Source organism: Streptomyces sp. DH41, from assembly GCF_029813785.1.
In the GTDB taxonomy this organism is placed as follows: Bacteria; Actinomycetota; Actinomycetes; order Streptomycetales; family Streptomycetaceae; genus Streptomyces.
Genome location: NZ_JARVKY010000003.1, coordinates 79,746 through 97,963, shown reverse-complemented (window position 1 = coordinate 97,963; position 18,218 = coordinate 79,746). Strand labels below are relative to the sequence as shown.

General features: G+C 71.4%; 16 protein-coding genes. 2 read left to right on the top strand and 14 right to left on the bottom strand.

Going from position 1 to position 18,218, the window contains the following annotated elements; all coding sequences use genetic code 11:
- The first annotated feature begins 94 nt into the window (after window positions 1-94).
- Window positions 95-2,467 (top strand): Tex family protein, encoded by a 2,373-nt coding sequence (locus QC283_RS06985; protein WP_279560485.1) that lies wholly within the window; start codon window positions 95-97, stop codon window positions 2,465-2,467.
- A 183-nt stretch (window positions 2,468-2,650) separates the two neighbouring features.
- Here QC283_RS06985 and QC283_RS06980 read toward each other — a convergent pair whose 3' ends face one another.
- Together QC283_RS06980 and QC283_RS06975 are read right to left on the bottom strand one after the other, a co-directional pair.
- Window positions 2,651-4,294 (bottom strand): ABC-F family ATP-binding cassette domain-containing protein, encoded by a 1,644-nt coding sequence (locus tag QC283_RS06980; protein WP_279560484.1) that lies wholly within the window; start codon window positions 4,292-4,294, stop codon window positions 2,651-2,653.
- 39 nt (window positions 4,295-4,333) lie between these two features.
- Entirely contained in the window at window positions 4,334-5,365 is a 1,032-nt protein-coding gene (locus QC283_RS06975; protein WP_279560483.1) for an oxidoreductase, read from the bottom strand.
- Between the two features lie 66 nt (window positions 5,366-5,431).
- Here QC283_RS06975 and QC283_RS06970 point away from each other — a divergent pair, with 66 nt between their 5' ends.
- Window positions 5,432-6,385 (top strand): FAD-dependent oxidoreductase, encoded by a 954-nt coding sequence (locus QC283_RS06970; RefSeq protein WP_279560482.1) that lies wholly within the window; start codon window positions 5,432-5,434, stop codon window positions 6,383-6,385.
- 153 nt (window positions 6,386-6,538) lie between these two features.
- Here the strand turns inward: QC283_RS06970 and QC283_RS06965 are convergent, their stop codons facing one another.
- The 12 genes from QC283_RS06965 to QC283_RS06910 form a co-directional block, all read right to left on the bottom strand.
- Complete coding sequence (locus QC283_RS06965; protein ID WP_279560481.1) at window positions 6,539-8,269, bottom strand: BCCT family transporter; 1,731 nt, start codon at window positions 8,267-8,269, stop codon at window positions 6,539-6,541.
- A gap of 80 nt (window positions 8,270-8,349) precedes the next feature.
- Complete coding sequence (locus QC283_RS06960; RefSeq protein WP_279560480.1) at window positions 8,350-9,654, bottom strand: M14 family metallopeptidase; 1,305 nt, start codon at window positions 9,652-9,654, stop codon at window positions 8,350-8,352.
- A complete protein-coding gene (locus QC283_RS06955) occupies window positions 9,651-11,612 on the bottom strand; it encodes a Xaa-Pro dipeptidyl-peptidase (RefSeq protein WP_279560479.1) in 1,962 nt (653 codons plus the stop codon). The genes QC283_RS06960 and QC283_RS06955 overlap by 4 nt, the downstream gene beginning before the upstream one ends.
- 195 nt (window positions 11,613-11,807) lie before the next feature.
- Window positions 11,808-12,929 (bottom strand): ATP-grasp peptide maturase system methyltransferase, encoded by a 1,122-nt coding sequence (tgmC, locus tag QC283_RS06950; protein ID WP_279560478.1) that lies wholly within the window; start codon window positions 12,927-12,929, stop codon window positions 11,808-11,810.
- Complete coding sequence (gene tgmB, locus QC283_RS06945; RefSeq protein WP_279560477.1) at window positions 12,929-13,879, bottom strand: ATP-grasp ribosomal peptide maturase; 951 nt, start codon at window positions 13,877-13,879, stop codon at window positions 12,929-12,931. The genes tgmC and tgmB overlap by 1 nt, the downstream gene beginning before the upstream one ends.
- Window positions 13,876-14,169 carry a putative ATP-grasp-modified RiPP gene (tgmA, locus tag QC283_RS06940; RefSeq protein WP_279560476.1) on the bottom strand — a complete coding sequence of 98 codons (294 nt, stop codon included), beginning with the start codon at window positions 14,167-14,169 and terminating at the stop codon, window positions 13,876-13,878. The genes tgmB and tgmA overlap by 4 nt, the downstream gene beginning before the upstream one ends.
- Before the next feature lie 208 nt (window positions 14,170-14,377).
- A complete protein-coding gene (locus QC283_RS06935; protein WP_279560475.1) occupies window positions 14,378-14,590 on the bottom strand; it encodes a hypothetical protein in 213 nt (70 codons plus the stop codon).
- Window positions 14,587-14,961 carry a DUF6415 family natural product biosynthesis protein gene (locus QC283_RS06930; RefSeq protein WP_279560474.1) on the bottom strand — a complete coding sequence of 125 codons (375 nt, stop codon included), beginning with the start codon at window positions 14,959-14,961 and terminating at the stop codon, window positions 14,587-14,589. Before QC283_RS06930 ends, QC283_RS06935 begins: the two co-directional genes overlap by 4 nt.
- Complete coding sequence (locus QC283_RS06925; RefSeq protein ID WP_279560473.1) at window positions 14,958-15,116, bottom strand: hypothetical protein; 159 nt, start codon at window positions 15,114-15,116, stop codon at window positions 14,958-14,960. Before QC283_RS06925 ends, QC283_RS06930 begins: the two co-directional genes overlap by 4 nt.
- A 419-nt stretch (window positions 15,117-15,535) precedes the next feature.
- Window positions 15,536-16,723, bottom strand: a complete 1,188-nt coding sequence (locus tag QC283_RS06920) for a helix-turn-helix domain-containing protein (protein WP_279560472.1) — start codon at window positions 16,721-16,723, stop codon at window positions 15,536-15,538.
- Between the two features lie 105 nt (window positions 16,724-16,828).
- Window positions 16,829-17,470: an HAD family hydrolase gene (locus tag QC283_RS06915; RefSeq protein WP_279560471.1), complete on the bottom strand. Its 642-nt coding sequence runs from the start codon at window positions 17,468-17,470 to the stop codon at window positions 16,829-16,831.
- 229 nt (window positions 17,471-17,699) lie between these two features.
- The gene (locus tag QC283_RS06910; protein WP_279560470.1) at window positions 17,700-18,185 is read right to left on the bottom strand and encodes a macro domain-containing protein; all 486 of its coding nucleotides are present in this window, start codon (window positions 18,183-18,185) and stop codon (window positions 17,700-17,702) included.
- Window positions 18,186-18,218 lie beyond the last annotated feature (33 nt).

The window sequence follows — 18,218 nt, the reverse complement described above, 5'->3', positions numbered from 1 at the left end:
GTCCCGACCGGCCCGGGTGGCGCCCTGATCCCCGATTGTCGGTGCCACCTGCCACAATTGCCGCGCAACCTCTGTGAGAAGGCGGTACGGGATCGTGACGACACCCGGGCCCAGCGCGTCCATCGACGTGAGGTCCATCGAAGGCAGGATCGCCGAGGAACTCGGCGTACGGGAGCGGCAGGTGAAGGCCGCCGTGGAGCTGCTCGACGGCGGCTCGACGGTGCCCTTCATCGCCCGCTACCGCAAGGAAGCGACCGAGATGCTCGACGACGCGCAGCTGCGCACGCTCGAGGAACGGCTGCGCTATCTGCGGGAGCTGGAGGAGCGGCGCACGGCGATCCTCGAGTCGGTACGCGAGCAGGGCAAGCTCACCGAGGAGCTCGAATCACGCATCCGGACGGCCGAGACCAAGGCGCGCCTGGAGGACATCTACCTGCCGTACAAGCCCAAGCGGCGTACGAAGGCGCAGATCGCGCGTGAGGCGGGTCTGGAGCCGCTGGCCGAGGGACTGCTCGCCGACGCGTCCGTGGAGCCGCTCGCCGCGGCCGCGGCGTTCGTCGACGCCGACAAGGGCGTGGCGGACCCCCAGGCGGCCCTGGATGGGGCACGGTCGATCCTCACGGAGAAGTTCTCGGAGGACGCCGACCTGATCGGCGAGCTCCGCGAGCGGATGTGGGTGCGCGGGCGGCTCGCCGCCAAGGTGAAGGAAGGCAAGGAGGAGGCCGGCGCGAAGTTCGCCGACTACTTCGACTTCGCCGAGCCGTTCACCGACCTCCCCTCCCACCGGGTCCTCGCGCTGCTTCGCGGCGAGAAGGAGGACGTGCTCGACCTCGTCCTGGAGCCCGAGGAGGCCACCGACGGCCCGTCGTCGTACGAGGGAATCGTCGCGAGCCGGTTCGGGATCGCCGACCGCGGCCGGGCCGCCGACAAGTGGCTGACGGACACGGTCCGCTGGGCCTGGCGCACCCGCCTCCTGGTGCATCTCGGCATCGACCTCAGGCTGCGCCTGCGCACCGCCGCCGAGGACGAGGCGGTGAACGTCTTCGCCGCCAACCTGCGCGACCTGCTGCTGGCCGCCCCGGCGGGCACCCGCGCGACGCTCGGTCTGGACCCGGGCTTCCGTACGGGTGTGAAGGTCGCCGTGGTCGACGCGACTGGCAAGGTCGTGGCCACGGACGTCATCCACCCGCACGTCCCGGCCAACCGCTGGGACGAGGCGATCGCCAAGCTGGCGCGGCTCGCCAAGGAGCACACGGTCGACCTGATCGCGATCGGCAACGGGACGGCGTCCCGCGAGACCGACAAGCTCGCCGGGGAACTGATCACCAAGCACCCGGAGCTGGAGCTCACCAAGGTGATGGTGTCCGAGGCGGGCGCCTCCGTGTACTCCGCCTCCGCCTTCGCCTCCCAGGAACTGCCGGACATGGACGTCTCGCTGCGCGGCGCGGTGTCGATCGCGCGCCGGCTCCAGGACCCGCTGGCCGAGCTGGTGAAGATCGACCCGAAGTCGATCGGCGTCGGCCAGTACCAGCACGACCTGTCCGAGGTGAAGCTGTCGCGCTCGCTGGACGCGGTGGTCGAGGACTGTGTGAACGGCGTGGGCGTGGACGTCAACACGGCCTCGGCGCCGCTGCTCGCCCGCGTGTCCGGCGTCACCTCCGGCCTCGCCGAGAACATCGTCGCGCACCGTGACGCGAACGGACCGTTCACGTCGCGTACGGAGCTGAAGAAGGTGTCGCGGCTCGGCCCCAAGGCGTACGAGCAGTGCGCGGGCTTCCTGCGGATCCGGGGCGGCAGCGACCCGCTGGACGCGTCGAGCGTGCACCCCGAGGCGTACCCGGTGGTGCGCCGGATGGTGAAGACCTCCGGGCAGGAGGTGGGCGGCCTGATCGGCAACACGTCGGTGCTGCGGTCGCTGCGGCCCGCGGAGTTCGTGAACGAGACGTTCGGTCTGCCGACGGTCACCGACATCCTGAAGGAGCTGGAGAAGCCCGGGCGCGACCCCCGGCCCGCCTTCAAGACGGCCACCTTCAAGGAGGGCGTGGAGAAGATCTCCGACCTGTCGTCCGGGATGGTCCTGGAGGGTGTCGTCACGAATGTCGCGGCCTTCGGGGCGTTCGTGGACGTCGGGGTGCACCAGGACGGGCTGGTGCATGTGTCCGCGATGTCGAAGACGTTCGTGAAGGACCCGCGGGATGTGGTGAAGCCCGGGGACATCGTGAAGGTGAAGGTGATGGACGTCGACATTCCGCGGAAGCGGATCTCGTTGACGCTGCGGTTGGACGACGAGGCCGCTCCGCAGGGGGCGCAGGGGGAGCGGAAGCGGGAGCGTGGGGGGAAGCCGCCGAGGCAGCGGCAGCAGCGGCAGGCCTCCGGCGGTGGCGGCAAGGGGCGGTCGTCGTCGGCGGCGGCGGCTCCGTCCAACGACGCGATGGCTGACGCGTTGCGGCGGGCCGGGCTGGCGTAGGCGCGCGGTGCTGTAGCTGGGGGTTGGGTGCGCGGTCCGGCGCTTGCCGGGTACCGCTGCGCCCCCCCGTGCCGCCCCTGGGGGTACCTCCCAGGCCGTCCGGGCACTGGGGGAGGCACGACTGCCCGCAGCTGCGAGGGGGCGGGCGGCTGCCCGCAGCAAGGGGGGCAGCCGCGCTCGCGGTCACGTGCGTTCCACGACCTTGCCGTCCGTGACCTCCAGGCGGCGGGTCACGTGTACCGCGTCCAGCATGCGGCGGTCGTGGGTGATCAGCAGGAGCGTGCCCTCGTAGGAGTCCAGGGCCGATTCCAGCTGTTCGATCGCCGGCAGGTCGAGGTGGTTGGTCGGCTCGTCCAGGATCAGGAGGTTGACGCCTCTGCCCTGGAGGAGTGCCAGGGCGGCCCTCGTGCGCTCGCCCGGGGAGAGGGTCGACGCCGGGCGCACGACGTGGTCCGCCTTGAGACCGAATTTGGCCAGGAGGGTGCGGATCTCGGCCGGTTCGATGTCGGGGGTCGCCGTGCGGAAGGCGTCCAGCAGCGACTCGGGGCCGTAGAACAGCTTGCGGGCCTGGTCCACCTCGCCGAGCAGGACGCCGGAGCCGAGCGACGCGTGGCCCGCGTCGAGCGGGACGCGGCCAAGGAGTGCGGCGAGCAGCGTGGACTTGCCCGCGCCGTTCGCTCCCGTCACCGCCACCCGGTCCGCCCAGTCGATCTGGAGGGAGACCGGGCCGAGGACGAAGTCGCCGCGCCGGACCTCGGCGTCGCGCAGGGTGGCGACCACCGCGCCCGAGCGCGGCGCCGACGCGATCTCCATGCGCAGGTCCCACTCCTTGCGCGGTTCCTCGACGACGTCCAGACGTTCGATCATGCGCTGCGTCTGGCGGGCCTTCGCGGCCTGCTTCTCACTGGCCTCGCTGCGGAACTTGCGGCCGATCTTGTCGTTGTCGCTGCCCGCCTTGCGCCGGGCGTTCTTGACGCCCTTGTCCATCCAGGAGCGCTGTGTCTGGGCCCGGTCCTGGAGGGATGCCCGTTTGTCGGCGTACTCCTCGTACTCGTCGCGGGCGTGCCGTCGGGCCACCTCTCGCTCGTCCAGGTAGGCCTCGTAGCCGCCGCCGTAGAGGTTGATCTGCCGCTGGGCGAGGTCGAGTTCGAGGACCTTGGTGACGGTGCGGGTGAGGAACTCGCGGTCGTGGCTGACGACGACGGTGCCGGCGCGCAGGCCGGTCACGAAGCGTTCGAGGCGTTCCAGGCCGTCCAGGTCCAGGTCGTTGGTCGGCTCGTCGAGGAGGAAGACGTCGTAGCGGGAGAGGAGGAGGGAGGCGAGGCCGGCCCGTGCCGCCTGGCCGCCGGACAGGGACGTCATCGGCTGGTCCAGGTCGACCGTCAGGCCCAGGGCCTCGGCGGTCTCCGCGGCGCGGTCGTCGAGGTCGGCGCCGCCCAGGGAGAGCCAGCGTTCCAGGCTGGTCGCGTAGGCGTCGTCGGCACCGGGGGCCCCCTCGACCAGGGCCTGGGTGGCCTCCTCCATGACGCGCTGGGCCTCGGTGACGCCGGTGCGGCGGGCCAGGAACGCCCGGACGGTCTCGCCGGGGCGGCGCTCCGGCTCCTGCGGCAGGTGGCCGACGGTGGCGCCGGGCGGGGACAGGCGCAGCTCGCCCTGTTCCGGGGTGGTCAGCCCGGCGAGCATCCGCAGGAGCGTGGACTTGCCCGCGCCGTTGGCTCCGACGAGTCCGATCACGTCGCCGGGCGCGACGACGAGGTCGAGCCCGGTGAACAGGGAGCGGTCGCCGTGGCCGGCGGCGAGGTTCTTGGCGACGAGGGTGGCAGTCATCAGACCGTCGATCCTAGCCAGCCGCGGCCCGGCGCACGCTCAGCCGGGTCCTTCCCGCGTCACCGCCGCCGCCAGCACACTTCCCGGCGTCCGCGCCACCACGTAGGACTCCCCCTTCACCGTCCTGGTGTCCAGGGCGATGCGGTGGCAGCCCGGCCCGAGCACGCCGTCGAAGACCTCGTGGGTGTGGGCGCGGTGCAGGCGGTCGAGGCGGTACGCGGTGAGCCGGACCCGGCAGGGCGAGGTGACCTCGACGTCCGCGCCGGCGCCGGTCGCCGTCAGACGGGTCAGCCTGCGCCGCTCGGCCGGACCGCGGTCCAGGGCGTGTTCGATCTGGGCGACGAGCAGCGGGACGATCGGGGCGAGGCCGTCGACGTGGGCCACGTCCACCCCGGCGTCCGCGAAGGCGCGGCGTGCGGCGGTCCGCGTCTCCTCGGCGACCGCGCGGCCGAAGGCGACGGCGCCGTAGGCCCGCAGTTCGTCGGCCGGCACGCCGGCCGCGTCGTGGGTGATGTCGGCGCCGATGCCGATGGTGCGCAGCGCGGCGGCGAGCTTGGCGAGCAGGGCGACGCGGGCGCCGATGAGCAGGACCCGGCGGCGGGTGTGCGCGGTGCCGTCGAGCAGGGCGGCGAGGGCCGTGCGGTACTCGGCGCCGGGGAAGCGGTACGGGCCGATGCCGTGGTAGCCGTTGAACTCCAGGTCGGCCTGCTCGCCGGTCTGCCAGGCGAAGTCCCGCCAGACGAAGTCCTCGCCGTCCCGCAGGATCACGGCGGTCACCGCGCCGCAGGCCATGGCCTCGCACTCGGGGCAGCCGTAGATGACGTAGCGGCCGCCGGGCAGGGGCGGGTCGGTCTCCAGGAGCAGACTGCGGACCTGCGCGGTGAAGATCGCGGGCGGCACGTCGGAGGCGAGCGGGGAGACGGCGTCGAGGTCACTGAGGCGGAACAGCAGGGGACGTCCGTCGACGATGAAGTCCACGAAGTCGCGGTGGACCTGGAAGTCGCCGTCGGCGAGGACACCCCCGGCGCGCATCGCCGGGGCCAGACCGAAGGTCGCGTACTCGGCAGCCATGCGGTGAGTATTCCCGGGCCGGCACCACTCTGAGCACGGCATGGGGCATTCCGCTACCGTCCTCGAATGGAAACCGAACTGGATGGCGAAGTCGTCGTGGTCGGTGGCGGGGTGGTCGGGCTGACGACGGCCGTCGTGCTCGCCGAGCGCGGCAGGCGGGTACGGCTGTGGACCCGGGAGCCCGCCGAGCGGACGACCTCGGTGGTCGCCGGTGGGCTGTGGTGGCCGTACCGCATCGAGCCGGTGGCGCTGGCACAGGCGTGGGCGCTGCGTTCCCTGGAGGTGTACGAGGAGCTGGCCGCGCGGCCCGAGGAGACCGGCGTACGCATGGTCGAAGGAGTGCTCGGCGAGACCGGCCTGGACGAGGTCGGCGCGTGGGCGGCCACGCGGCTGCCGAGTTTGCGTGCGGCGACCGCCGCCGAGTACTCCGGGTCGGGGCTGTGGGCACGGCTGCCGCTCATCGACATGTCGGCTCATCTGCCGTGGCTGCGAAGGCGGCTGGTGGCGGCCGGCGGCACGGTGGAGACGCGCGCGGTGGCCGATCTGGCCGAGGCCGACGCTCCGGTCGTGGTCAACTGCACGGGTCTGGGCGCCCGGGAACTGGTGCCGGACGCGGCCGTGCGTCCGGTGCGCGGGCAACTGGTCGTCGTGGAGAACCCCGGTGTCCGGACCTGGCTGGTCTCCACCGATCCCGTCTCCGGTGAGGTGACCTACTTCCTTCCGCAGCCCGGCCGGCTTCTCCTGGGCGGGACGGCCGAGGAGGACGCCTGGTCGGCGGAGCCGGACCCGGCGGTCGCGGAGGCGATCGTGCGGCGGTGCGCGGCGCTGCGGCCCGAGATCGCCGGGGCGCGGGTACTCGGGCACCTGGTGGGGCTGCGGCCGGCGCGGGACTCGGTACGGCTGGAGCGCGAGCCGCTGGCGGACGGGCGGCTGCTGGTGCACAACTACGGCCACGGCGGCGCGGGGGTCACCGTGGCCTGGGGCTGCGCGCGGGAGGCTGCCGGGCTCGCCTCCCGCTGACCACCGCCCCGGCGGGGCGGGCGGGAAGGGCTGTCGACGCGCCGTCCACGACGGGGAGGGCGGCACGCCGCCCCTCGGGCGCCGGCCGGCCTCCCCGGCCCCCCCCCGCCTCTCGCACCCGGCCCGCGGTGCGCCGGCCGGCCGCCGCGTCGGTCAGTGGTGCTTGCCGATCGGGTCGCCCTCCACGTCCGTGCCGGGGCCCGGGCCGATGCGGATCTCGAAGTCGCCCTCGTACTGCTTGTGGCCCTCGATGACGGCCAGCTCGACGGCTTCGGAGGCCATCTCACCGCGCACCATGAGCGGGTCGCGGCGCAGGTCGCGCATGAGGGCGACGCACATGCCGATCATCACGACGACGAAGGGTGCCGCCGCGAGGATCGTGAGGTTCTGCAGACCGGCCAGCGCGTCTCCCTCACCGCTGCCGACCAGGAGCATGATGGCGGCGACCGCGCCGGTCACCACGCCCCAGAACACCACCACCCAGCGGCTGGGTTCCAGCGCGCCCTTCTGCGAGAGCGTGCCCATCACGATGGAGGCCGCGTCGGCGCCCGAGACGAAGAAGATGCCGACGAGGACCATCACCAGCAGGCTGGTGACGGTGGCGATGGGGTACGCCTGGAGCACGGCGAAGAGCCGGCCCTCGGGGGTCGTCTCGTCGCCGAGCCGGTTCTGCTCCTGGAGCCGCATCGCCGAGCCGCCGAAGATCGCGAACCAGACCAGGCTGACCGTGCTGGGGACCAGGATGACGCCGCCGATGAACTGGCGGATGGTCCGGCCCCGGCTGATGCGGGCGATGAACATGCCGACGAAGGGCGTCCAGGAGATCCACCACGCCCAGTAGAAGACGGTCCAGCTGCCCAGCCAGTCCGCGACGCCCTCGCCGCCGCTGATCTCGGTGCGGCCGGCCATTTCGGGCAGGTCGCCCAGATAGGTGAAGACCGAGGTCGGCAGCAGGTCGAGGATGAGGATGGTCGGTCCCGCGACGAACACGAACACGACGAGGAGCAGGGCCAGCACCATGTTGGTGTTGGACAGCCACTGGATGCCCTTCTCGACACCGGAGATCGCGGAGGCCACGAACGCCACGGTCAGCACCGCGATGATGCCGACCAGCAGCCCGGTGCTGACCTTGTCCATCCAGTCGAGCTTCTCGACGCCGGAGCCGATCTGCAGGGCGCCGAGGCCGAGGGAGGCCGCGGAGCCGAAGACGGTCGCGATGATGGCCAGGATGTCGATGACCCGGCCGCTGACGCCGTTCGCGTGCTTCTCACCGATGAGCGGGGTGAACACGGCGCTGATGGTCTGCCGGCGGCGCCTGCGGAAGGTGCTGTAGGCGATGCCGAGGCCGACCACCGCGTAGATCGCCCACGGATGGAGGGTCCAGTGGAACAGGGTGGTGGCCATGGCCGTCGCCATGCTGTCGCCGGTGTCGGCGGGGCTGGTGCCGGGCGGGGCGGTCTCGAAGTGCGCCAGCGGCTCGCTCACGCCCCAGAACATCAGACCGATGCCCATGCCCGCGCTGAACATCATGGCGACCCAGGACACCGTGCGGAACTCGGGCTTCTCGCCCTCGGAGCCGAGGTGGATGCGGCCGTAGCGGCTGGCCGCGAGCCAGAGGGCGAAGACGACGAACCCGGAGGCGGCCAGCACGAACGCCCAGCCGCCGTTGTGCATCAGGCCGCTGAGCATGCTGCCGGAGGCGTCCTCCAGCGAGTCGGTGCCGGCCACGCCCCAGATGACGAACGCCAGGGTCAGACCCGCGGTGACGCCGAAGACGATGCGGTCCGTCCGGGGCTTGTGCTCCTGCCCCGGCAGGCCCGCTTCCGAACCCGGCAGTGCGCCTCTCTCGTGGTGTTCCTTGTCGCTTGGTCGGTCCTGCGTCACAGGCGGCACCTTTCAAGTCGGTGAGGCTGAAAATAGTCCTCCGCTACGCCCTTACCACGTGTGACGCGGAACTCACCTTCTCAGCAGCGGGTGTCGGGTTCACCCACCGTCAAGTGGTACGTCGCACGCTCGTCCAGGAGCAGCGGCACGAGGGCGCGCAGCGGCTGGCGCAGCGGTACGTAGGCGCCCTTCTCCCCGGCCGGACGCACATGTACACCGTGCAGAGAGAGTTCGTCCTTCAGATCCGCGTACTGTCCGGAGGTGAGCCGGTAGCCGCAGGGCGGGTCCTCGATCACCTCGGTGGGCTCGGCCGGGTCGTTGTCCGCGCCGCCGAGGTACACGGGCCCGCTGTCGGCCCGGCCGGCCTGCCGGGCGGCGCCGGTGGCCGCCTCGACGTGTCCGCGCCGCCGTTCCGTGTGGCGGAACAGGCCGTCCAGGGCGGCGAGCTGGGAGTTCACCCGGCGCCGGTTGTTCAGGGACTCGTCCTCGCGCTCGGCGTCGGTGAGCGGGTCGACACGGCTCTCGATGAGCAGGCCGACCGCGTGTTTCACGCCGGACATGTTCCGCAGGATGCGTTCCTGGCCGTCTCCGGCGGTCTGCTTGACCGGGTCGCCGGTGACGGGGTCGGTCCAGATCCCGTAGGTGCCGGTCGAGTAACCGGCCCGCTCGGCCGCGGGGCGGACGTGGGCTCCGGACAGGTTCCGGGCCTCGTCGTGCACCCTGCCGTGGGTGTTGAGGTTGCGGGGCCAGAGGTCGAAGAGGTCCTTGTCGTAGTACGGGGGTGTGGCGCCGTACTCGTGCAGGTCGTAGAGGACGTCGGGGCGCCGGTCGCGGACGACGGCGGCCAGGGCGCGGGCCTCGGCCGTCTTCAGGGCGAGGTGGTCGCGGTTGATGTCCACGCCGTCGCTGTTGCCGCGGGTGTCGGCGGCCCGGCCGTCGGGGTTGGCGGTGGGCAGGACCAGCACGGTGGTGCGGTCCAGGAAGTTCCGGGTCCGCCGGTCCGTGGCGTAGGCGAGGTCGCGGACGGTGGACAGGCAGGCCTCTCGGCCGGAGGGCTCGTCGCCGTGCTGGCTGCACACGAGGAGCACCTTGTTCGGGGCGGTGGGCCTGCCGATCGTCACCAGTTGGAGCGGGCGGTCCTGCTTCGTGGTGCCGACGCGGTCGACGGTGACGCGGCCGCTCGCCCGGTCGGCGGCGGCCAGCAGCGCCTGTTCCTCGGGCTGGGTGGTCCAGCGGGCGCCGTGCGTCTTCTCGAAGCCGGTGCGCGGCGGGTGGTGTGCGGTGCCGGCGGGGTCGGCGGCCTGGGCCGGCGCGGCGAGGAGCGACGCGGCGAGGGCCGCGGTGACTGCCGCGGTGGTCGTGGTGAGGGTGCGCAGGCGGTTCATCGGGCTCCCTTCGGGACGCGGTGGGTCGTGTGCGGCGGGGTCACGCCGTCGAGCGGCGTGGGCGCGGCAGTGGCGGTTGTCGTACCGGCGGTGGCCCGGGCGAACGCGGCGGTGCCGCCGACGAACGGTACGCGTGCCGAGGTGCGGGAGAGGTCCACGGTGAGTGTCGGCGTGTCGGCGGGAGGGTCGATGAGGTCCTTGTCGGTGCCCGCGACGATGAGCGCGAGGCGGTGGCCGGCCGGGACGACGTGGTCGGTGGCCGCCAGGTCGAGGGTGACGGTGTAGGCCTTGCCGGGAGTGAGCGGGCGGCCCCGCCACTTGGACGCGTGGTTGCCGAGGTCGGCCCAGCCGCGGCTGACGACCGTGTAGTCCACGTCGGTGGTCTTCGTCGCCGTCTCCAGGTAGCAGGAGCTGTCGCCCGGGGTGCTCGGGCCCCAGCAGGTGCGGTCGGTGCGGGTGGTGATGCCCTCGCCCCGATCGGCGTAGTCGCGGATGGTGTCGGGGCCGAGGTCGACGAGTACGGCGGAGAGGTGGGCCGTCGGGGTGCTGGACCGCGCGGTGACGGTGACCTCGGAGGCGCCGGACAGACGCAGGTCGCGGGTGAGCGGGCCGGTGACGAATCCGGCCTTGCCCGGGGTGGGCTCGTCGATCCGCGCGGCCCAGTCCGTCTCGTTCAGCGCGGGGTCGTCGGTGAAGGTCTCGGTGCCGTGGTCCCGGCGCAGGCCGAGGGTGCCGACACCCGGTCGCGTGCCGTCGGCGGGGCGCAGGGTCGTGGTGGCCGTGGAGCGCGGTGGCCAGGTCCTCGACGTCTCCCACTGGTCGGGCCGGCGTTCGATGTCGGCCATCGGCTCGCGGTCGACGCCGTTGTCGTAGCCGAGGAGTTCGTGGTCGAACCAGCGGTGCAGGGTGTCGACCCACTCGGCGCGGCGGAAGTCGAAGGGATCGACGTGGCCGGTCTGGGAGAGCCAGATCTTGCGGTCGACGCCGTTCTTCGCGAGGGCGTTCCACCACGGGCCGACGTGCTGCATGCGGACGTTGAGGTCCTGCATGCCGTGGACGAGGAAGACGCTCGCCTTCACCTTGCTCGCGGCCTCGGTGTAGTCGCGTTCGCTCCACAGCCGCGTCCAGTCGCCGGTGCGCGGGGCGCCGTCGACGAGCTTCTGCTGCACGGCGTCGCAGTGGGCGCGGGCGTCGGGGCTGTTGACGTAGTCGGACAGCCACTCGGGGCCGGAGCCGTAGAGCGGGGCGCCCTGGCTGAAGTAGTAGTCGTACCAGGAGGAGATGGCGGCGATCGGGACGATGGTCTCCAGGCCCTCGACGCCGGTGGCGGCGACGCCGTTGGCGATGGTGCCGTCCCAGCTCTTGCCGATCATTCCCGTTTTGCCGTTGGTCCAGCCCGCCTTGGCGCGCTCGCCGCCGGTGCGGCTGGTGTACGCCTTCCCGCGGCCGTTCAGCCAGTCGACGACGGCCTTCGCGGACTGGATGTCGGAGCGTCCGCCGACGTCGACGCAGCCGTCCGAGCGGTTGGTGCCGGCCAGGTCGACGCCGACGAAGGCGTAACCGCGCGGCACGAAGTAGTTGTCGTAGTACAGCGGCATGCCGTCGACGTCGCCGTCGGCGTCGTAGGTCTTCTTCTGGCTCTCGTTGCCGCGCCCGCAGCAGGAGTAGTACGGGCTGGCGTCCATGATGACGGGGATCTTGTGGCCCTGCCGCGCGGGTTCGCGGGGGCGGACGATGTCGACGGCGACGCGGTCGTCCTCGCCGTCACCGTCCCCGTCGTATCCGGTGTCCACCCAGACGGCCTCGCGGATGGCGTCTTCGTAGGAGTGGACGGGTTCGCTCTGTGGCGGGGTCGCGGGGTGGGCCGTCGCGGCGGGCGTGAGAAGGGTTGCCATGAGAGCGGCCGTGGCCACCGTCGCGAGCGGTCTCCAGATCGTGAAGCGCGTGCGTATCGGCATGCGCGGACGGTACATCGGTCAACTGCCGGACAGAAGAGGGCGTTCCGGGGCTCCTGACGGCAGGGGGTGTCATGTCGGCCAGATGGCGATCGTGTGACAGAGGCGGTCGTGGACACGTGACCGTACTCATCAACGACTGAGGCCACGCCCGTCCGCCACCGGGGGGGGCGGACAGGCGTGGCCGCACGAGGCCCGTCAGACAACGGGCCAGGTGACCCGCTGCCCCTCGGGCGTGACCATGACCTCGAAGCGGTCCGTGGTCGGAGATCCGTCCACCTGCCAGCGCAGCAGATGATCCTCCACCGCGTCCCACAGCTGCACCGGCCCACCCTGCCGGACGGTCCACTGCTTGCCGTCCAGGGCGAGGGCCGCCCAGGCGCCGGCCTCCACATCGACCAGGACGTGCCGGGTCCTGTCCTCCAGCGTCAAGCTGAGGCGCTGTGCGCGCGGTGCCGCGAGCTGGGCGACGAACCGGGCGTCCCAGTCGTCCAGGACATCGGAACCGACCCGGGTCTGCCGTTCCTCGCCCGAGTCGAAGTCGGGCAGCATGCCGAGGGGCGGCGGCATCTGCGGACGGGCCAGCATGAACTGAACATGCCCTCCCAGCAGCCGGCCGTGGGCCACGCCGTCGTGACCGACGGTCAGCCTGGCGAGTTCGGAGGAATGCATCCACCCGCACAGGGTGGCGAGGATGATGCCGCCCGGCTTGGTCTGCTCGATCCACGTGTGCGGCAGCTCCCGCACCCCGCACGTGGCGATGACCCGGTCGTAGGGGGCGCCGTCCTTGTGCCCGGCCAGGCCGTCGCCGACGACCAGGTCGGGGAAGTAGCCGCAGGCGCCCAGGCCGACGCCGGCCCGGCTGGACACGCCGTCGTCCACCTCCACCGACGTCACGAGCTCGTCTCCGAGTCGGTGGCAGAGCAGGCCGGTGGAGTATCCGGTGCCGGTGCCGATTTCCAGGACCCGGTGGCCGTCTTGGACCTGGAGGTCTTCGAGCATCCGCACGACCAGGCTGGGCAGAGTGCTGGAGGAGGTGGGTTCGCGCAGGATCTCGCCGCGGATATCACCAGGCACGATGGTGCCCGCGATCTGGGTGACCAGCGACTCGTCTGTGTAGCAGAGCTCCAGCCAGCCTTCCCGGTCGGCGGGCACCGGCCGCCAGGCGCTGCCGAAGCGTCGGAAGAAGCCGCCTCTCAGGAACTCGTGCCGGGGCACGGTTTCTACGGCCGCACGCCACTGGTCGGTGCGCAGGGCTCCGCTTTCGGTGAGACGGTCGGCGAGATACCGGCGCAGGGCTGCGGAGTCCAGGACGGTCATCAGCGGCTTTTCCTTTCCAGGAGGTCGGCCATCGCCGCGAGCATCGGGAGGCCGGTCTCGTGCTCCAGCCAGTACCACTGGCCGGACGGGTTGCACTCCAGGAACCACCATCGGCCCTCGCGGTCGATGGCGAAGTCGAAAGCGCCGAAGACGAGACCGAAGTGGGACAGGTAGGCATGCAGGGATTCGGCGATGCCGTGCGGCAGCGGCACGACGCTGTAGGTGAGGCGGCTGTAGTCGGTGCGCCAGTCCAGCAGGTCGGAGCCGATACGGACGGCGAACACGTGCTCGCCGATGACGGTCACGCGTACGTCCGCCGTCTTGTCCACGCGCTGCTGGAACAGGTGCGCGGTGCCGGCCACCGTCTCGTCGATGTCGTCGGCCGTGACCTCGGCGACCTTCACGACGGAGGACACGCCGTCGATGCGGTACAGCGGCGCCGCGAGCGGCTTGTAGATGGCGGGGCCGTGCTGCTTGATGAAGGCCCTCGCCGTATCCGGGTCGCTGGTGATGGTGGTGGGCGGGAGGCGGAAACCGGCGCGCGCGGCGGCGATGAGGCCGGAAGGCTTGAATTCCGCGTCGCCGATGTGGTGGGGGTGGTTGACGTACCGGCAGCTTGGGAGGGAGGCCAGGATGCCACCGAGGCCGTAGCGGGCCTGCGCGACGGCGAACCGGGCGTCCTGGTCCTCCAGGTGTGGGAAGGCGAACCCGGAGGGTCGCCGGTAGTACAGGGACCGGACCTCGGTGAGGTCGGCGGTCCGGGACGGCGTGGACAGTGTGCCCTCCACACCGTTTGACGTGATGGTGGCCGCGACCGACAAGGCGTGGGGGAAGTCCCCCGAGTCGAGCCGCACGACCGGAACATCCCGGTCGTGCAGCTCGCTGATCACCACGTCGGCCGTGGGGTCGTCAAGGTTGGTGACGACCAGCACCGGGCCGACACGGGTCACTGGTCGGTGTCGTTCCCGGTGTCGGTGTCCGTACCGGACCCGGTGCCGTCGGGGCTGGTGCCCGTGGACGGGTTGGTGCCGGTACTGGTGCCGTGCCCGCCCATCTCGATCACCTTGCCGCGGTCGTCGAAGTACCGGGTGGTCTGGGTGGTCGGGTCCAGGACGGCTTTGGCGTAGCCCAGGGCGGGCGACGGGTAGGGGGCCATGCGGCGTACGCCCCACGGGGTCGGGGTGAGCGTGCCGGTCGGCAGCGGCGTCCCGGTCGGGAGCCGGTCAGAGTGAGCAAACAACGGATCGTCCTTTCGTGTTGTGGTGCGGGTGGACCCGCCCCGGGGCTCGACCTGTCCAGGGTTGGAGCCCGGAGCGGGAGTTGCGGGACCCGTCCCGCCGACGGCTTGTGGTCCTTCGACTGGACGGGCGTTCATGGAGTGCGACGGAGTGCGACCCTGACCCTGCGGTCGCCATGGGACGCCTTGCGCGCCGGGGCAGGCAGGGCGGTCAGCCGCCCTGCGGGAACGTACGCGCAAGCAGGATGCGGGCCAGGGCGCGAACGGCCCCCGGGTGCGGCTCGATCCGGTCGGCGTGCGCCTGGTGGGCCCACACGTTCCAGCCCGGCCCGTAGTTGCCGGGCTCGTGTGCGACCAGGACCGCGTCCTCCGGGTCGGTGATCGGTTCATCGCAGTGCCAGCAGACGCGCACCGCGCCGGTCATGCGGGTTCGCCGTCCATGAGTTCGTGGTGGTCGCACAGGGCTGCCAGGACGCGGGCCAGGCGGCGCGCGTAGGCGACGGCGCCGCCGGGCTGCGCGGCGGGGGCGACACGGAGCTTGCCGCGGGCTTCGCCGACGCAGGCGAGGGCGCAGTACCGCGGGATGGTGTCCGGCAGCTTCCCGGCCGCCGTCTCCACCTCGCGGACCATCACCTCCAGGTGGCCGCGCAGCAGCTCGGTCAGGACCGTCACGTGGGTGTCGGGCGGTTCCGGGAGGACGGGGCCTCCGTCGGCGTCGAGGAGAGCACGCACGGTCTCGCGCATCTTCTCCAGATCGACGGGCACGGTCGCCGTGGGCTGCCAGGCAACACTCACCGGACCGCCGCCTGTGCGGCGCGGTGGCGCGGGCACCGGCAGGGCGGGTACGCGTCGCGGACCGGGAGCGGCGCCTCCTTGCCCTTCACGTGGACCGTGCCGAAGTCCTTGGTGACCGCACCGTCCTGGTTCACCCGATACACGTGCAAGGTCATCCTGGCGCCAGACTTTCTGCGGGCTGTAGCGTTCATCTGTCGACGCTCCCTCTCCGGAATGAGCGTTGGCCACGCCCCGGGGCCGTCGCGAGCGGTCGCCGGGGTCTATGGATCGTCCGTGCACCGGTCACGTGGTGACCCCTTCGCTGCGGCACCCGCACGTGACGGTCTCCCACACGCGATTGCTGCCTCGGATCACGACATGCCCAGCTGCGCGCAAGGTCTTGTGGATGGCTCCACAGTCGAAACAGGCCTCGCCATGCAGGGGGACAAGGCTCACGCGCCCGTGAATGACCACGGGCGCGCGCGGGAGTACGTCAGGCATCCCCGTTCCCATCTGCTGGTTCCTGCGCGTGCAACAGATGATGGGCGCCAGCGAAGTGCACAAGTACCCCAGCAAGGGGTACCGGGTAGTCCGCTCAGGTTGCCGCGCACCACTCAGCGAAGTGCGTCAGCGTTTCCGAATCCGCTCGCTTCAGACGGCGCAGCTTTGCCGCGTCTTCGCGGACCCACGGGTGCTCCCGCGTGTGCTGCGGCGCGATGTGTCGGGCAACCCTCAGAGACTCGAACGCGTCATCGGCAAGCCCAGTCCACAGCTGGGCGCGGGCGAGTTCGATGTAGAAGCCGCTGCGGCGCTCCGCCTGCAGGTCCTTGGGAGGTTTCCACTTGCTGGCGATGTCCAGGGCACGGCCGACGTGTTCGTCTCCCAGGCTGACGGCGACCGACACCTCGTGCGTCCGTACTGAGTCGGGGCCGAATGCAGTGCCGCAGTACACGTCTTCGGATACCTGGTCGGCGAGCTCGCGGGCGTCATCCAGGTGGCCGGTTGCGGCAGCGGAGTCCTCTGCCCTGCCAGCGATGACTGCTGCTCTCATGTGGAGTGCGCCGCGGGCCGCGATGGCCAATGCGCCCACGGGCGCAGGAGCCGTGTCCAGCGCCTGCTCCAACGCCCGCAGGCCGGCAGCGTGGGCGCGCGCCGCGAAGAACGTCTCGGTGCGTACATAGGCGACGGACGCGGTCAGCATCGGATCGCTGGCTTCGGGAACCGCCCACCGCATCAGGTCGATGAGGCGGGCAGACAGGTCTCGCGCGCCGAACTTGTACGCGACGGCGTCTGCAGAGCGGTAGGCCCCGACCAAGAGCCCAGCCAACTCTGCTCGATTTGCGGCGGGCGCGTGGTGGAACGCACAGGCCAGTTCGATCAGCAGGTCGGGGAGCGCCCGGACGATCCTCGTGTACTGCGCCGCCACGCGCCATCGTGCTGCTTCCGCGACCGCGATTCGGAGGTCGCGCAGCGGGCGGACCGGCCCCTCGTCGGGCAGGTCGTAGGTGGCGATCGCAGCAGAGAGCGCAGGCAGGGCGGCGTGAACACGAGTCTGTGCAGCATGGCGATCTGAACGCAGGCGAGCAGGATCGACACCCAGGGCATCCGCAACGGCTTCCAGAGTGGCCTCGGTGACGCCGCGTTCGCCGCGCTCAATCTTCCGGACGGTGCCGAGCGCGACGCAGGCCGCGTCGGCGAGCTGCTGCTGTGTCAGCTTGGGACGGACCACGCTGCGGTAGTAGGCGATGCGCCGGCCCACTCCGTTGTCCGTAAGTGCAGGCATACTGACTCCAGTTCGGTGCGGCCACTCCGAACGGTACTCGCGCCCGCACGCTGCGTGTGCACGAACGGCCCACCGACTTGCGTTGGTGGGGCCGTTTTGTATCGGTCAACTACGGACGAGCGCGGCGAGCTCGGTGAGGCTCTGGATTCGCCAATCCGCTGCCGCGACCACATCCGGATCGTCCGCCCACAAATGGCCCCAGGGGCCGCGGCGAAGGTGCGCGCACCGCATTCCCGCAGCCTTCGCCGGAAACACATCGTTGGCTGGGTGGTCGCCGACGTACAGGGTCTCCCCCGGCGCCGCCTGCGCGACTTCGATCACTCGGTGAAAGAACTCGGGCTGCGGCTTGGCCACGCCCCACTCTCCAGAGGTGACGATCAAGTCCGCTGGAAGGTCAAGGTCGCGCAGCAGTCGGCCGGCGCGTTCAGTCTGGTTCCCGGCGATGATCACGCGTTTCCCCATGCTCCGCAGCACGGACAGCGCAGGGCGGACATCCTCGTACAGATCACTGTCGTCGAGGTTCTCTCCATGGCCGGCGGCGTCTCGGGCCTGGTACTCGGCGGTGACGTCAATCTCCGGACGCACCAGACGCAGCGCGTCAGCGTTGTCACGGCCCTGGGCCACGACGGCCCCGACCAGGGCGGACAGTGTATGGCGAGGAACGTCGAGCCAATCAGCCCATGACGCCCAGTATCGGTCGTCACGAGTGATCGTTTCACCGACGTCGAACACGATGGTCTCAAGCACGTCAGAAAGCCTAGGGCCCACCGTCCGTGATCAAGCCAGTCGGATGCGCGCCTGTACCCGCCGCGCGCCGCCACCCTGGCTGTTCCAGCCGTCGAAGCCGGGCGCTCCGGCGGCGCGCGCGGCGTCCCTCACTCAGGCGGCGAGCACGCCCCCGCAGCCCCGGTCGTGTCGGAAGATCGTCGCGACGAACGACGTGCACCGGCACGGACGAGTGGGTTCGCGGGGTGGCTCAGGCGGTGTCCCCGTGGTCGTAGACGGTCACGGGGACACCGCGCCGGGCGAGGCGGTCGGTGATCAGTGGTTCGATCCGGGACCACTTGCCGCCGGCCAGGCCGCAGCCTATGCGGGGCATGTGCACCGACGCGTCCAGCTCGGCCGCCCTGTCGGCGAGGCGGCCGAGGGCCGTGTCGATCGCCTCGTAACGGACGGGGGCGCCCTTGCTGCCGGTCCTCATGCCGCGCTGGCCGATCATGTTGGCCACCCACACGTACGGCTCGACCTGGACGAACTGGGCAGCGCCGAGCCCGAAGTCGTTGGACGCGCGGTCGCGGTGCCAGGCGCGGTAGGCCGCCTCGGGCTCCGGCCAGCGGCGCGAGACGGCCAGGACGAAGCCCTTCCCCCAGCCGCCGAGGTCGTTGCAGACATGGGCGATCACCTTGACGCCCTTGACCGACGGGACGGTGGCGTCACCTCGGACATACCTGATCTCCGGCATGACGCCACCGTAGGGGCCACCACTGACAACGGC